The sequence below is a fragment of the Neisseria sp. Marseille-Q2251 genome, from assembly GCF_940793045.1.
Taxonomy (GTDB): domain Bacteria; phylum Pseudomonadota; class Gammaproteobacteria; order Burkholderiales; family Neisseriaceae; genus Neisseria.
In genome coordinates, this window is the sequence record NZ_CALNWV010000001.1 from 85,838 (window position 1) to 101,085 (window position 15,248).

Annotated in this window: 9 protein-coding genes and 1 pseudogene; 5 read left to right on the forward strand and 5 right to left on the reverse strand. The window is 52.2% G+C overall.

The annotated features are described in order from the left end of the window. Window positions 1-92: 92 nt before the first annotated feature. Complete coding sequence (gene ribBA, locus AAG834_RS00430; RefSeq protein WP_446740437.1) at window positions 93-1,430, reverse strand: bifunctional 3,4-dihydroxy-2-butanone-4-phosphate synthase/GTP cyclohydrolase II; 1,338 nt, start codon at window positions 1,428-1,430, stop codon at window positions 93-95. Window positions 1,431-1,650: 220 nt separating this feature from the next. Here ribBA and AAG834_RS00435 point away from each other — a divergent pair, with 220 nt between their 5' ends. Together AAG834_RS00435 and AAG834_RS00440 are read left to right on the forward strand one after the other, a co-directional pair. Further along, a complete protein-coding gene (locus tag AAG834_RS00435) occupies window positions 1,651-2,253 on the forward strand; it encodes a DUF4230 domain-containing protein (protein WP_070773395.1) in 603 nt (200 codons plus the stop codon). A 131-nt stretch (window positions 2,254-2,384) separates the two neighbouring features. Next, window positions 2,385-2,501, forward strand: a pseudogene (locus tag AAG834_RS00440) (IS5/IS1182 family transposase); the annotation flags it as partial. 3 nt (window positions 2,502-2,504) lie between these two features. On the opposite strand, the gene AAG834_RS00445 reads toward AAG834_RS00440, so the two are convergent. Continuing rightward, a complete protein-coding gene (locus AAG834_RS00445; protein ID WP_342030925.1) occupies window positions 2,505-3,602 on the reverse strand; it encodes a hypothetical protein in 1,098 nt (365 codons plus the stop codon). Between the two features lie 406 nt (window positions 3,603-4,008). Here AAG834_RS00445 and AAG834_RS00450 point away from each other — a divergent pair, with 406 nt between their 5' ends. Further along, window positions 4,009-4,449, forward strand: coding sequence for a DUF6530 family protein (locus AAG834_RS00450; protein WP_101809781.1), 441 nt, complete (start codon window positions 4,009-4,011; stop codon window positions 4,447-4,449). Between the two features lie 153 nt (window positions 4,450-4,602). On the opposite strand, the gene purL is transcribed toward AAG834_RS00450, so the two are convergent. The 3 genes from purL to AAG834_RS00465 all read right to left on the reverse strand — a co-directional run bounded on the left by purL (window position 4,603) and on the right by AAG834_RS00465 (window position 10,528). Continuing rightward, complete coding sequence (gene purL / locus AAG834_RS00455; protein WP_342030926.1) at window positions 4,603-8,499, reverse strand: phosphoribosylformylglycinamidine synthase; 3,897 nt, start codon at window positions 8,497-8,499, stop codon at window positions 4,603-4,605. Window positions 8,500-8,757: 258 nt separating this feature from the next. Further along, complete coding sequence (locus AAG834_RS00460) at window positions 8,758-9,522, reverse strand: M48 family metallopeptidase (protein WP_446740438.1); 765 nt, start codon at window positions 9,520-9,522, stop codon at window positions 8,758-8,760. A gap of 112 nt (window positions 9,523-9,634) precedes the next feature. Next, window positions 9,635-10,528: a serine hydrolase gene (locus tag AAG834_RS00465; RefSeq protein ID WP_415772952.1), complete on the reverse strand. Its 894-nt coding sequence runs from the start codon at window positions 10,526-10,528 to the stop codon at window positions 9,635-9,637. A 368-nt stretch (window positions 10,529-10,896) separates the two neighbouring features. Between AAG834_RS00465 and clpX the strand changes: the two genes are divergently transcribed. After that, entirely contained in the window at window positions 10,897-12,165 is a 1,269-nt protein-coding gene (gene clpX, locus AAG834_RS00470) for an ATP-dependent Clp protease ATP-binding subunit ClpX (RefSeq protein ID WP_070514017.1), read from the forward strand. A gap of 240 nt (window positions 12,166-12,405) precedes the next feature. Then, window positions 12,406-14,991 (forward strand): bifunctional aconitate hydratase 2/2-methylisocitrate dehydratase, encoded by a 2,586-nt coding sequence (gene acnB, locus AAG834_RS00475; RefSeq protein WP_342030928.1) that lies wholly within the window; start codon window positions 12,406-12,408, stop codon window positions 14,989-14,991. Window positions 14,992-15,248 lie beyond the last annotated feature (257 nt).

Below are 15,248 nucleotides of genomic sequence, written 5' to 3' on the forward strand. Positions count from 1 at the left end.
TCTTTCGTTTCCAAACTGGCGGGTATTATAGCAAAAGGTCGTCTGAAAACCGGAATTCGGGTTTCAGACGACCTTTTGATCAGACGGACGGTTTATTTGTTTTCTGCTTCTTCAAAGCCGACGACTTCCAAGCCGAAGCCGGTCAGGCCGGTGAAGGCGGAGGGCTGTCCTAATACGCGCAGTTTGCCGACGTTGAGGCCGGCGAGGATTTGCGCGCCGATGCCGTAGCTTTTGCTGTCCCATTTGTAGGCTTGGTTGGCGCCTTTGGGCAGGGTGCGGTCGAGCAGGGTGGCGCCGTCTTCGGTGCGGTGCAGGAGGATGACGACGCCGCTGTCGGCTTGCTGGATGCGCTCAAGGGCCTTGGGCAGCGACCAGGAATGGCGCGGGTTGGCTTGGATGAAGTCCATGACGCTGAAGGGTTCGTGTACGCGGACGAGGGTCTCGGTGTCGGCGGTGGGCTTGCCTTTAACGAGGGCAAGGTGGGTTTCGCCGGAGAGTTTGTCAACGTAAACGTGTTGCTGGAATTCGCCCCACGGGGTTTGTACGGGGGCGTTGCCCATGTCTTCGAGCAGGCTTTCGGTGCGGCTGCGGTATTCGATGAGGTCGGTAATCGTGCCGATTTTGAGGTTGTGTTCTTCGGCGAACTTCATCAGTTCGGGCATACGCGCCATGGTGCCGTCGTCGTTGATGATTTCGCAGATGACGGCGGCGGGGATGAGTCCGTTCATTTGTGCCAAATCGACGCCGGCTTCGGTGTGTCCGGCGCGTACTAGGACGCCGCCTTTTTGCGCACGCAGGGGGAAGATGTGGCCGGGTTGGACGATGTCTTCGGGTTTGGCGGTCGGGGAGACGGCGGTTTGGATGGTCAGGGCGCGGTCGGCAGCGGAAATGCCGGTAGTGATGCCTTGCGCCGCTTCGATGGAAACGGTGAAGTTGGTGCCGTATTGCGCGCCGTTTTTCTGGGTCATCATGGGCAGGCCGAGCCGCTCGACCATGCTGCCTTCCATCGGCAGGCAAACCAGTCCGCGCGCGTGTTTGATCATGAAGTTGATGGCTTCGGGGGTAACGAACTGCGCCGCCATCAGCAAATCGCCTTCGTTTTCGCGGTCTTCCGCGTCGGTGATGATGACCATTTTGCCGGCTTTGATGTCGGCGAGGATTTCGGGGATGGAGGAAATGTGGGGCATGGTGCTTCTTTCTTGATGGTCGGGTTGGGCTGTGGCGTGTTCTTGATCCAGCCACATGGCGGGCATTTGCGCCGCCTGTTCGATTTTGCGGGCTTTTTTCTCGCCGAAGGATTTGTTTTTCAGAAGGGCGGACAATTCGCCTTGGTTGATGGCGATGGCTTCGGCAAAACGGGTTTGCTGGCCGCCGTATTTGTCCGCTATCCATTGCCGCAGATTGCGGCGGCGCAGGTCGGTGGTGTTCATGATGTGTTGTGTGGCTGAAAGAATGTAGGCGATTGTAGTCTTGTCTTTACCAAAAGGCAAACTATGTGTGATGGTGGTTTTTTATTACTTTTTGGTAATGTTTCGACAGAAGGTCGTCTGAAAAACAAAAATTGGTTTTTCAGACGACCTTTGCTTGAAATCTGAACATTTGAAAGAATATGGGCGTTAAGTTTAACGCAATAGAAAAGGGTTTAACCTGATGAAAATGGTTTACCGACTGATTTTAATATCTATTTTTTGTGCAGTCGCAGCGGCGGGCGGTTGGTTCTATGCCCAACACCGCAACGACAACGCCCATGAAGCGATTTCGCGCGAAGGCGTTTTGATGCAGATTAAGCAGATGAACCGCTTGGAAAGTACGGCTTTTTACATCGACACCATCATCCGCACGGAGAAAAAAGGCGACTGGCGCAGATTGTGGCAGGATTCGCAAAGCGGCCTGTTTATCGTGCGCGGCAAAGTGTTGGCGGGTTTGGATTTGGACAAACTTCACGCCGACAACGTCAATATCGTGGACGGAAAAGTCCTCATCAGCCTGCCGCCCGTAGAAATCCTCAGCGTCGATTTGGAAAATATCGAGGTGTACGACATCCAAACCGGCTCGTTTAACCTTTTACCGGTGGATAAGGCAGTGTTCAAAACCGTGCAGGACGAAGCTAAAAAACAAGTTCTCGCCAGCGCGTGCAAAGCCCAAATTTTGGATCACGCCAACCGCCAAGCACAAACGCAGCTTGAAAACCTGTTTGCCTTGACGCAGACGCAGGTATCGGTTTATCCGGCGGCTGTGGGGCAGTGTAAATAGCGGCAGCGCAAAACAAGGCTTAAGAGCCGAGTACAAACAAGGTCGTCTGAAAACGAAAGTAGCGGGTTTGCCAAATCGTTTTCAGACGACCTTTTGTTTAGTGTCGATACGCTTCACATCAAGCGCGCGTGTATAGTAGATTAAATTTAAATCAGGACAAGGCGACGAAGCCGCAGACAGTACAAATAGTACGGCAAGGCGAGGCAACGCCGTACTGGTTTAAATTTAATCCACTATACATCATCCAAGCGTTAAAGATAGTCATCGATATTCGGGCTTCTGCCGAACACGGCTTCATACGCCTGACTGATGGTCAGCCGGTTGAACATCAGCCGCTGGGTTTGGTCGCCGTCGATAATCCTTACCCTGCCTTCCAATTTCGGCGCGTCGTGGTGAAAAGTGTTTTTAAACGCAAGCCAGCGGTCGGTTTGCAGGTGGACGACGGCAAACATATCGTGCGAAATATTCACGCCGACGCTGATGAGTTTCGTCGAAGCCTGAAGGCAGAAACTGCTGTCGCCAAAGAGGCACAGCCCCTCGTTTTCGGCATAGCGGAACAGCTCGATTTTCACCGCATTGGGTTCGGCGAATATGGTGCAAAACAGCCGCTCAAACAGCGACGGCTGTGCCACGCCTTCGCTCAACATGCCGTAAAGCCCCGCCAGCCAATCGACATAGCCGAGAAACGAAAAACGGTAGTTTTGCATAATGGCTTCGATGCGGCTCGGATCGCGCTTGCTGATCAGGCGCACAAACTCAAACCCGACCTCCGGCAGCCGCGCCCGCATCGCCTCATGCAAACGGTGGGCAAACAGGTTTTTATGGTTGTGCGGATTGCGCAGGATGCCGAGGAATTTCAGCCGCAATATCCGCCACAATGCCTCGGGAACTTTGACCGTATCGGTTTCGCCCGTTTTCAGACGACCTTCGGGCAAAGTGCGCAAGTGGTTGCAGGCTTCTTCGTAGCCGCTTTCGTGGCGGTTGAACCAGCTTTCCAAATTGTACTGGTTGGCGGTGTTTTCCACGAAAGTCAGCGTGTAGAGGTTTTTCGCCGCCAGATTGCCAATGATGTTGACACTCGCCGCCGCACCGCGATTTTCGCTCCCGCCGCGAACTTTGTCGCCGGAGCGGGAACGTCGGGCGGTAGCCGGTTCGCGGAACATGGACAAAGGCAGTTTATAGACATTCTGATTCTGCGGGCTGACCTGCGGATTATGCGCGTGCTGCCGCTGCTCGGTCTGGGCGATATAGTGATGTTCCTTGGTCGGATTCGCCGTCAGGAGGGCGTAGGGTTTTTCTCCGCATTCGGGAAATTCGCAATCACTGAGGATAAAGGCTTGTCGGGTCATGGTGTCGGAAGGGGCGTCTGAATGTGCCGATTATAGTTGATGGGGAGCTAAGGGGGATTATACGGAATGATGCTTCTGCTTGCAGAATACGCTAATAGAATGCCGATAATGGGAATCCAAAAAACACTTCGCCGCCGTCATTCCCGCGCAGGCGGGAATCTAGAATTTTGGATTTACAGTAATCTTTAAATATTTCTGAAATGCAGAGGTCTGGATTCCCGCCTGCGCGGGAATGACGGCGGTCAAAGTGTCCTGTCTCTCTTTAAACCACTATAAAAGCTCACCTGAAAAAAAATAATTTAATATTTTTACTAACTTGCTTACTAATTATGTTAGTAGGCGTTGCAGTAATAAAATTGCTTTAGTATAATACAAATTCATAAATCAACCTGCTATGGAGGCACTAATGGATATACCTACTCATTTGAACCACCGCCCTATTATTAAATGGGAAAACTATTCTAAAACAGATGGACGTTTTGCAAATGATACAGATGCACAAGGCTTATCAGTCGGTGTAGCGCAATGGAATAGTTCTGATGAGAATAAACCTGATATTTCGGTTAAAGTATGGCGACATACTGGAGAGAAATGGTCGCGCCAATCTGAAGAAATTCCACCACACCGCCTTGTTGATATGACTAGTTTGTTATGCTCAGCTTTGATGTATGTAAGAAACGATGTGTTATTAAGTGATGAATCTTTCAGTATTACCAGTAGTCAGGACGCTATATTGTTAGAAAAGCTAAAAGAAGGGTTACAAAAAGAAGAACCTTTTCTTGAATCTTCATTGCTCCGTTTGGCCAAAATGTTAAAACAATTAGGCTATTGTGATAAATTGAAATAAGAAGAAGCCATGCTGTTATCTCCGTACAGACAGAAATGACGGCAGTTAGCGCAAAAGAATGAATAAAGGTCGTCTGAAAACGAATATAGCAGAATCCGCTAAATCGTTTTCAGACGACCTTTCCTTTAAAGCCGAATCAAATCAGCCTGCCGGTTAACCCAAAGCCTTTCTTGCTCCGGCGAAGAGGCGGTACCAGCCGGAGAGTTCCGTCCAGTCTTCCGGTTTCCAGCTCATTTGTGCGGCGCGGTACACGCGTTCGGGGTGGGGCATCATGATGGTAACGCGGCCGTCGGCGTTGGTGACGCCGGCGATGCCTTGCGGCGAGCCGTTGGGGTTGAGCGGGTAGGTTTGGGTGACTTGGTTTTGTCCGTCGACGTATTGCAGCGCGATGCCGAGGCCGTCTGAAATTTTGCCGCCGTGAAGCGCGAAGTCGGCGCGGCCTTCGCCGTGGCTGACGACGACGGGCAGGCTGGAGCCTTGCATTTCGTTCAGGATCAGGGAGGCTGATTTGGGGACGTGAACCATGCTCAGGCGCGCTTCAAACTGTTCGCTCAGGTTGCGTTTGAACTTCGGCCAGCCTGCCGTGCCGGGGATGATTTCGGCGAGGTTGCTGACCATTTGGCAGCCGTTGCACACGCCCAATGTCAGCGTGTCCGGGTCGGCGAAGAAGGCGGCGAACTGGTCGCGCAAGGCGGGGTGGAACAGGATGGATTTCGCCCAGCCTTCGCCCGCGCCGAGTACGTCGCCGTAGCTGAAGCCGCCGCACGTCGCCAGCATTTTGAAGTCGGCAAGGTGGACGCGGCCTGCCATCAGGTCGGACATATGCACGTCGTAGGCATCGAATCCGGCGCGGGTGAAGGCGGCGGCCATTTCGATTTGCCCGTTTACGCCCTGTTCGCGCAGGATGGCGATTTTGGGTTTCGCGCCGCTGTTGATGAACGGCGCGGCGATGTCTTCGTTTACGTCGAACTTCACGTCGGCAAACAATGCGCTGCGGTCGTTGTCGCCAATCAATGCGAACTCGCTGTCTGCGCAGGCGGGGTTGTCGCGCAGGCGTTGGATGGCGTGGCTGGTTTCCTGCCATGCGCGTTGCAGGTCGGCACGGTTTTGTTCCAACACGATGCCTGCCTGATTGCGGATAACGATTTTTTCGTCAGAACCAATGGTGGCAACGGTATGCCAGGGCAGCGCTGCCGCTTTGAACAAGGCTTCTGCTGCCGCGACATCTTGTTTCGCGATTTGAATCACTGCCCCTAGCTCTTCATTGAACAATGCGCGTATGCTGGCTTCGTTGACGTCGGCTTGGTTGGCAACCAGTGAAGTCAAATCCACATTCAATCCGCAACGCCCCGCAAACGCCATTTCCACCAGCGTCGCAAACAAACCGCCGTCGCTGCGGTCGTGATACGCCAAGAGTTTGTCTTCGGTGACAAGCTGCTGAATCACGCCGTAAAAGTCTTTCAGACGGCCTGTATCGTCCAAATCGGGCGCGTCGCCGCTCATATTGTTGTACACCTGACCGAACGCCGAGCCGCCCATACGCGCTTTGCCGAAGCCCAAATCGATAAATAACAATACGCTGTCTTCGACGTTTTTCAATTCAGGCGTAACGGTTTTGCGTACGTCTTGAACTGGCGCGAACGCGGAGATAATCAGGCTCAACGGCGAAACGACGGATTTTTTCTCTTCGCCCTCCTGCCACACGGTTTTCATCGACAGGCTGTCTTTGCCTACGGGAATGCTCAAATCCAATGCCCGACAGGCTTTGGAAACCGCTTCGACGGTGCGGTAGAGTTTTTCGTCTTCGCCTTCGTTGCCGCACGCCGCCATCCAGTTGGCAGAAAGTTTGATGTTGCCGATGTCGCCGATGTTGACCGCCGCGATGTTGGTGATGGCTTCGCCGACACACATTCTGCCCGAGGCGGGCGCGTCAAACAGGGCGACGGTCGGTTTTTCGCCCATAGACATTGCTTCGCCGCGATAGGTGTTGAAGCCCATCATGGTAACGGCGCAGTCGGCTACGGGGGTTTGGTATTTGCCGACCATTTGGTCGCGGTGAGTCATGCCGCCGACGCTGCGGTCGCCGATGGTAATCAGGAAGTTCTTGGCGGCTACGGTAGGCAGGCGCAAAACGCGGTAGGCGGCTTCGGTGATGTCGATGTTTTGGGCATTAAATGCCTTTTCAGACGACCTCACGGTTTGGTCGCTGCGCGTGGTTTTAGGCGGTTTGCCGAGCAAGACGTTCAGCGGCAAATCGACGGGATTGTTAGAGAACAAATCGTCGCGCACTTTCAAATGGCCGTCGTCGGTCGCCGAGCCGACCACGGCAAACGGGCAGCGTTCGCGTTCGCAGATGGCGCGGAAGGTGTCCAAATCTTTTTCCAAAATCGACAACACATAACGCTCTTGCGATTCGTTGCACCAGATTTGCAGCGGGTTGAGGCCGTGTTCTTCCAACGGCACTGCGCGCAGCTTGAATACCGCACTGCGTCCGGCATCGTTGACCAGTTCGGGGAAGGCGTTGGACAGGCCGCCCGCGCCGACGTCGTGGATGGAGATAATCGGATTTTTGTCGCCAAGCTGCCAGCATCGGTCGATCACTTCCTGCGCGCGGCGTTCGATTTCGGGGTTGCCGCGTTGTACGGAGTTGAAGTCCAAAGACGCGTCGTTTGTGCCGGTATCCATCGAAGAAGCCGCGCCGCCGCCCAAGCCGATAAGCATACCCGGGCCGCCCAGTTGGATCAGCAACGCGCCTTCGGGGATTTCGTCTTTATGCGTCTGCTGCGCCTGAATGCTGCCCAGACCGCCCGCAATCATAATCGGTTTGTGGTAGCCGCGAACCTGACCGTCAAACTTTTCTTCAAAAGTGCGGAAGTAGCCCAAGAGGTTCGGACGGCCGAATTCGTTGTTGAACGCTGCGCCGCCGATCGGGCCTTCAATCATGATGTCTAGAGGAGAAGCAATATGGCCGGGTTTGCCGTAGGCTTGTTCCCAAGGCTGCTCCAAGCCAGGGATATTCAGGTTGGAGACGGTAAAGCCGGTCAAGCCCGCTTTCGGACGCGAACCTTTGCCCGTCGCGCCTTCGTCGCGGATTTCGCCGCCCGCGCCCGTCGCCGCGCCCGCAAACGGCGCGATGGCGGTCGGGTGGTTGTGCGTTTCCACTTTCATGATGATATGCGTGTCTTCCTCGTGGAAACGGTAGCCTTGGTTTTCCGCCGCATTCGGATAGAAACGCTCGATTTTCGCGCCTTCGATCACGGACGAATTGTCTTTATAGGCAACGACCGTGCCTTCGGGATGCGCGTTGTGCGTGTCGCGTATCATACCGAAGAGGGATTTCGGCTGTTTTTCGCCGTTGAGGATGAAATCGGCGTTGAAGATTTTGTGGCGGCAGTGTTCGCTGTTTGCCTGTGCGAACATCATCAATTCAACATCGGACGGATTGCGTTGCAAAGCCTGATAGTTTTCAACCAGATAATCGATTTCGTCGGAGGAGAGTGCCAAACCCATTTCGGTATTGGCTTTGACCAAAGCCTCTTTACCGCCGCCCAAAACATCGACGGTGGAGAAGGTTTCGGATTCGAGATGGTGGAATAATTTGGAGGCCGTCTGAAAATCGGGCAGCACAGATTCCGTCATGCGGTCGTGCAGCAAAGCCGCCCATTGCTGTTTCTGTTCATCATTCAGACGACCTTCCAGCCACACCGCCATGCCGCGTTCGATGCGCTCTATACCTTCCAAACCGCAGTTTTCCGCGATATTGGTCGCCTTGGAAGCCCACGGAGAAATCGTACCCAAACGGGGCGTTACCAAAAATAAATGCAAGCCCTCGCGCGCTTCGGGCGTTTGTTCAACGCTTTGCGCCGCCAACAAGGCTTGCAGTTTTTCGACAGTCGCGGCATCCAGTGCTTTCTCGCTGCCGACAAAATACCAAAATTCGCTTTTCAGTTTCACTTCGGGCAGGCCGAGTGCGGCCGCTTTTTGCAAGAGTTTTTCAACACGGAAATCGGAAAGGGCGGTAACGCCGCGCAAGGGCAAAACAACAGACATGATTCAGCTCTCAAATGCGGTTGGGAAAGGCTGTATTATACGCCGAATGGGTCTGGGTTGCTTGGTAATTTGGGTTAAAATGTTGACAATTTTTCAGACGACCTTTGTCACGAGGGGAGGAAGGGTCGTCTGAAAAATTTTGATTGAAGTTTGTGCAATAATTTGATTTAAATTAATTTAAAGTGAATTTAAAGCAAGGAATTGCAGCTTGGTTTGGAAAATTCCGATATTGGTTTACGGAAAGTTTCTCCAAAAAATTTATCGTTTATTCTTTTGATAAATCGGCATGAGTTCAGGCAGCATTCTGCGAATGGCATTGATGCGTGTCTGATTGGTCGGATGGGTGGACAAAATCGCGATGGACGAGCTGCCTTCGAGTTTGCTCATCTTTTCCCAAACGCTGATGGCTGCTTCGGGATTGTAACCTGCCTGAGCCATCAAACGTACGCCGCCTGCGTCCGCTTCGCTCTCCTGATGGCGTGAAAATGGTTTGGAAGCAAGTAAATCCGTACCCAAGCCGACAATATTGGCATCAACTCCGGACGCGCCCGCCAAAATAGAACCGCCCAATCCGGTCAATACTTGGCCGCCGATGGCTTTTTTGCCATGCTCAAGCAGGGCATGGGTCATTTCGTGGCCGATAACGGCGGCGATTTCGTCATCCGTCAATTTCAAACGATCGACCATGCCGGTATACATCGCCATTTTGCCGCCCGGCATTGCCCAAGCGTTCAATTCATTGCCACGGAAAACATTCATCTGCCAGTTGAAAGGTACGCCGGTTTGGTTGGCTTGATTGGCATGGGGTTTCAGACGCTCAAATACGGTTTTGATACGGCGCGAAGTCTGGGAAGTGTTGTCCAAAACGCGTTGCGATTGCGCTTGTTGTACTACTTGCGAATAGTTTTTGGCGGCAGCCTCGTTGAGCGATGCCGTATCGTATCCCGCCATATCGGCAACGGAAGTACAGCCGGTCAAGGCTAAAATGGCTACCAACTGTATCAATTGTTTTTTGTTCGGCATTTGCATCTCCTAATATTGTTAAAATCAAGATTCTTCAACCGAATTGCATGAAGTTTTTCTGCTTATCATATAAAAAATGCCGCCTGATTTTCAGACGGCATAATAAGTGTTTTTAAGAGCGGCGCTGCGACATCCAAGATTCGATCTTACGCGCGTCGTTTACGCGTGTTGTCGAAGTTGGCGAGTTCAACAATACGATGGTAATCGGTTGGTTTTGAACATTTGCCTTAACCACCATCGAGCGTCCTGCTTCGCGGATATAACCGGTTTTCTGAAGCTCGATATTCCAGCTGCCTTCGCGGACGAGGGCGTTGGAGTTTTTATAGTTTTGGCGACCATTTGCCGTCCAAACCGAGCCGTAGTTGGAGGTTGAGTTTTTCCGGATAAGCGGATATTTGCTTGCCGCGGCGACCATTCGGTTCAAATCGTTGGCGGTTGATACGTTTTGGAAATTCAGACCGGTAGGTTCGTAGAAACGGCTGTTGTGCATGCCCAAGCTTTGCGCTTTGGCATTCATGGCAGCAACAAATGCCGACATACCGCCCGGATAGGTGCGGCCCAGCGCGTGCGTTGCGCGGTTTTCACTGCTCATCAGGCTCAGGTGCAGCAATTCGCCGCGCGTCAGCGTCGTACCGACGGCAAGGCGGCTGCCTGTACCTTTCAGGCGGTCGATTTCATCGGCAGTAATGGTAATGCGCTCGTTCATATCCAAACGCGCATCCAAGACGACCATCGCGCTCATCAGTTTGGAAATAGACGCAATCGGCATCACGCGGTCTGCGTTTTTCTGATATAGGATTTCGCCTGTTTTGTTGTTAAAAATCAGGGCGGACTGAGATGTCAAAAGCGGCCCCGCCATCATTGCCTGAGCCTCGATTTTTTGTGCATGGCTTAATGCGAAAGCTTCCATCGGGTCATTTTGGGTTGGAAAATTTTGTTCCAAAAATTGACCCAAAACGTCCATATCGTCTGCAGCGGCAGGGGCGGCAACAACCGTCAAAGCCATACCCAAACAGGCTGCACTCAGTGTTTTATAAAATTTCATAACCGACATACTTCAACCAGTAGAATTTAAGACAATTGAATTATTAAAGGAGATATTTTGCTTAAAATACAACAAAACGTAAAGTTTAATATGGCTTTTTTGCGTTTGTTTGCATCTTTTTCCCAAATTGGAAACAATCTTAAGGATGGGAAATTGTGACGTGTTGCCATGCGTCGGAGGGTCGTCTGAAAACCTTACGCCAAACAGCTTGCCATACGGTATTTGATAAACCTTAAGATACTGATTATACTTACCGACTTTGCCGAAAACCGTTCCCGCAACATTCGGATAACGGTTTGCCGATATTGCTTGAAAACAGAAGATAAATTATGACTGAAGAAAAACGCTCCTGCTCGTTTTGCGGAAAATCCGAGCATGAAGTCAAAAACCTGATTGAAGGCGAAAACGCTTTTATCTGTAACGAATGTGTAGAAACTTGCGGCGTGATGCTGCAAAGTTCAGACGACCTCTCCGCAGAGAAATCTGCAACGGATGCGTCCCATCCGAACAACAAGCTGCCTACGCCTGCCGAAATCGTCGCCAACCTCAACGACCACGTTATCGGTCAGGAACAAGCCAAGAAAGCATTGGCGGTGTCGGTGTACAACCATTACAAACGCCTGCGCCACCCCAAAGCCAACGGCAATGTCGAGTTGTCGAAATCCAACATCCTGCTTATCGGTCCGACTGGTTCGGGTAAAACGCTGTTGGCGCAGTCTTTGGCGCGCAAACTGGACGTGCCGTTCGTCATGGCGGATGCGACTACGCTGACCGAGGCGGGTTATGTCGGTGAAGACGTTGAGCAAATTATTACCAAGCTTTTGGGTAAATGTGATTTTGATGTCGAAAAAGCCCAACGCGGTATCGTCTATATCGACGAAATCGATAAAATCTCGCGCAAAAGCGACAACCCGTCGATTACCCGCGACGTATCCGGCGAAGGCGTGCAACAAGCCTTGCTGAAACTGATTGAAGGTACGGTTGCCAGCGTTCCGCCCCAAGGCGGCCGCAAACATCCGAATCAGGAATTTATCAACGTCGATACGACCAATATCCTGTTTATCTGCGGCGGCGCGTTTGCAGGTTTGGAAAAAGTGATCCGTCAGCGTACAGAAAAAGGCGGTATCGGTTTCGGTGCGTCCGTTCACAGCAAAGACGAAAATGCCGACATTACCGGATTGTTTGAAATCGTTGAGCCTGAAGACTTGATTAAATTCGGTCTGATTCCCGAGTTGATCGGTCGTTTGCCCGTTATCGCCACGTTGGCGGAATTGGACGAAGACGCATTGGTCAACATTTTGACCGAGCCGAAAAATGCTTTGGTGAAACAATATCAAACCTTGTTCGGCATGGAAAATGTCGAATTGGAATTTGAAGAAGAAGCCTTGCGCAGCATCGCCCGTCAGGCAATGGAACGTAAAACCGGGGCGCGCGGTCTGCGCTCCATCGTTGAACGCTGCCTGTTGGATACCATGTATCAACTGCCTGATTTGAAAGGCGTAACCAAAGTTGTCATCGGTAAAAACGTCATAGAGAAAGGCGAACAGCCCAAGCTCTTGCGCGAAGACGGAAGCGAATATCAGGCAAACGCCCGGTAAAAGAACGAACCGGTCATTCCGATAAAACATAAAAGGTCGTCTGAAACCCTGTTTTCAGACGACCTTTTCGTATTTTTCAAGATAATTCGTTTCAATAGCAAACACCTATTACATCCGATAACATAAATATTCCAATTTTTGCCAAACTGGTCTATGATACCCAAAAGAATTGTTTACAATTCTTTGATTGCAAATCATTTGCAACGGTCAGAAGAAAAAACAGAAAAAAGGAACAAAGAGATGTTAGAAGCCTATCGCAAAGCCGCCGCCGAGCGTGCCGCCCTCGGTATCCCGCCCCTCCCTTTGAACGCGCAGCAAACCGCCGATTTGGTTGAGCTGCTGAAAAACCCGCCCGCAGGCGAAGGTGAATTCTTGGTCGAACTGCTTGCCCACCGTGTTCCGCCCGGTGTGGACGATGCCGCCAAAGTCAAAGCCTCATTCCTGGCTGCCGTTGCCGAAGGCAGCGCATCCAGCCCGCTGATTTCCCCCGAATATGCGACCGAACTTTTAGGTACGATGCTCGGCGGTTACAACATTCACGCCTTAATCGAACTCTTGGACAACGACAAACTCGCGCCCATCGCTGCCAAAGGTTTGAAACATACGCTTCTGATGTTCGATTCTTTCCACGACGTTCAGGAAAAAGCCGAAAAAGGCAATAAATACGCGCAGGAAGTTTTGCAATCTTGGGCAGATGCCGAATGGTTCACTTCACGCGCTAAAGTTCCCGAAAAAATCACCGTTACCGTCTTCAAAGTTGACGGCGAAACCAATACGGACGACCTTTCTCCCGCGCCCGACGCATGGAGCCGTCCCGATATTCCGCTGCACGCGCTGGCCATGCTGAAAAACCCGCGCGATGGCATCAATCCCGACAAACCGGGCGAAGTCGGTCCGATTAAATTGTTGGAAGAACTCAAAGCCAAAGGTCATCCCGTTGCCTATGTCGGCGACGTGGTCGGTACCGGCTCTTCACGTAAATCCGCAACCAACTCCGTGATTTGGCATACCGGCGAAGACATTCCGTTTGTACCGAACAAACGTTTCGGCGGCGTCTGCTTGGGCGGCAAAATCGCACCGATTTTCTTCAATACTCAAGAAGACTCCGGCGCGCTGCCGATTGAAGTCGATGTTTCCGCGCTGAAAATGGGCGATGTCGTCGATATTCTGCCTTATGAAGGCAAAATCGTGAAAAACGGCGAAACCGTTGCCGAGTTCAGCCTGAAATCCCAAGTATTGCTGGACGAAGTGCAAGCCGGCGGCCGCATCAACCTGATTATCGGCCGCGGTCTGACCGCCAAAGCGCGCGAAGCGTTGGAACTGCCTGCTTCCACCGAATTCCGCCTGCCTCAAGCGCCTGCCGAAAGCAAAGCCGGTTTCACGTTGGCTCAAAAAATGGTCGGTCGCGCCTGTGGTCTGCCCGAAGGACAAGGCGTACGTCCGGGTACTTATTGCGAACCGCGTATGACGACGGTCGGCTCGCAAGACACTACCGGCCCGATGACCCGAGACGAGTTGAAAGACTTGGCTTGTTTGGGTTTCTCTGCCGATATGGTAATGCAGTCTTTCTGCCACACTGCCGCTTATCCGAAACCTGTCGATGTCAGAACCCATAAAGAACTGCCCGCCTTTATTTCTACCCGTGGCGGCGTATCTCTGCGTCCAGGCGACGGCGTGATTCATTCATGGCTCAACCGCCTGCTGCTGCCCGATACCGTCGGCACCGGCGGCGACAGCCACACCCGTTTCCCTATCGGTATTTCCTTCCCCGCAGGCTCCGGCTTGGTTGCTTTCGCAGCAGCCACCGGCGTGATGCCGCTCGATATGCCTGAATCCGTACTGGTACGCTTCAGCGGCAAGCTGCAACCGGGTGTCACCCTGCGCGATTTGGTGAACGCCATTCCGCTTTACGCGATTAAACAAGGTTTGCTGACCGTTGCCAAAGCCGGTAAGAAAAACATCTTCTCCGGCCGCATTCTAGAAATCGAAGGCCTGCCTGATTTGAAAGTGGAACAAGCCTTTGAATTGACCGACGCATCCGCCGAACGCTCCGCCGCCGGCTGTACCGTGAAGCTCAACAAAGAGCCGATTATCGAGTACATGAAATCCAACGTCGTGTTGATGAAAAACATGATTGCCGACGGCTATCAAGACCCGCGCACTTTGGAACGCCGCATCAAAGCCATGGAAGCATGGTTGGCAAACCCCGAATTGCTCGAGGCGGATAAAGATGCCGAATACGCCGCCGTGATCGAAATCAACATGGACGATATCAAAGAGCCGATCATCGCCTGTCCGAACGACCCCGACGACGTATGCTTCATGTCCGAACGCTCCGGCACCAAAATCGACGAAGTGTTCATCGGTTCGTGCATGACCAACATCGGCCACTTCCGCGCCGCCTCTAAACTCTTGGAAGGCAAGAGCGACATCCCAGTCCGCCTGTGGATGGCGCCGCCGACCAAAATGGACGCGAAAGAGTTGTCCGACGAAGGCCACTACGGCGTACTCGGCCGCGCCGGCGCGCGTATGGAAATGCCGGGCTGTTCGTTGTGTATGGGTAACCAAGCCCAAGTACACGAAGGCGCGACCGTCATGTCCACTTCCACCCGCAACTTCCCGAACCGCTTGGGTAAAAACACCTTCGTTTACCTCGGTTCGGCAGAGTTGGCGGCGATTTGCTCCAAACTGGGTAAAATCCCGACCGTTGAAGAATACCAAGCCAACATCGGCATCATCAACGAACAGGGCGACCAAATCTACCGCTACATGAACTTCAACGAAATTGACAGCTACAACGAAGTAGCCGAGACCGTGAATGTTTAACAAGTAGGTAAAGCAGTTTTAGACGACCCCTTTAGAGGCTAAACCCATGAGGTCGTCTGAAAACAAAAAAACAGAACAGTTTTCGCTGTTCTGTTTTTTTGTTTTAAACCGCCGTTATTCTCTTTTGGGTGGAAGAGGGCGCATGAAACGATACGGTTTGAGTCGACAATATTCTGCAATCTCAATGCCGACAGTTTGGAAAAAATCCGCCTAAAAATAATGCTTTTTAGGCGGATTGGTCTGATTGATTCTGGTGT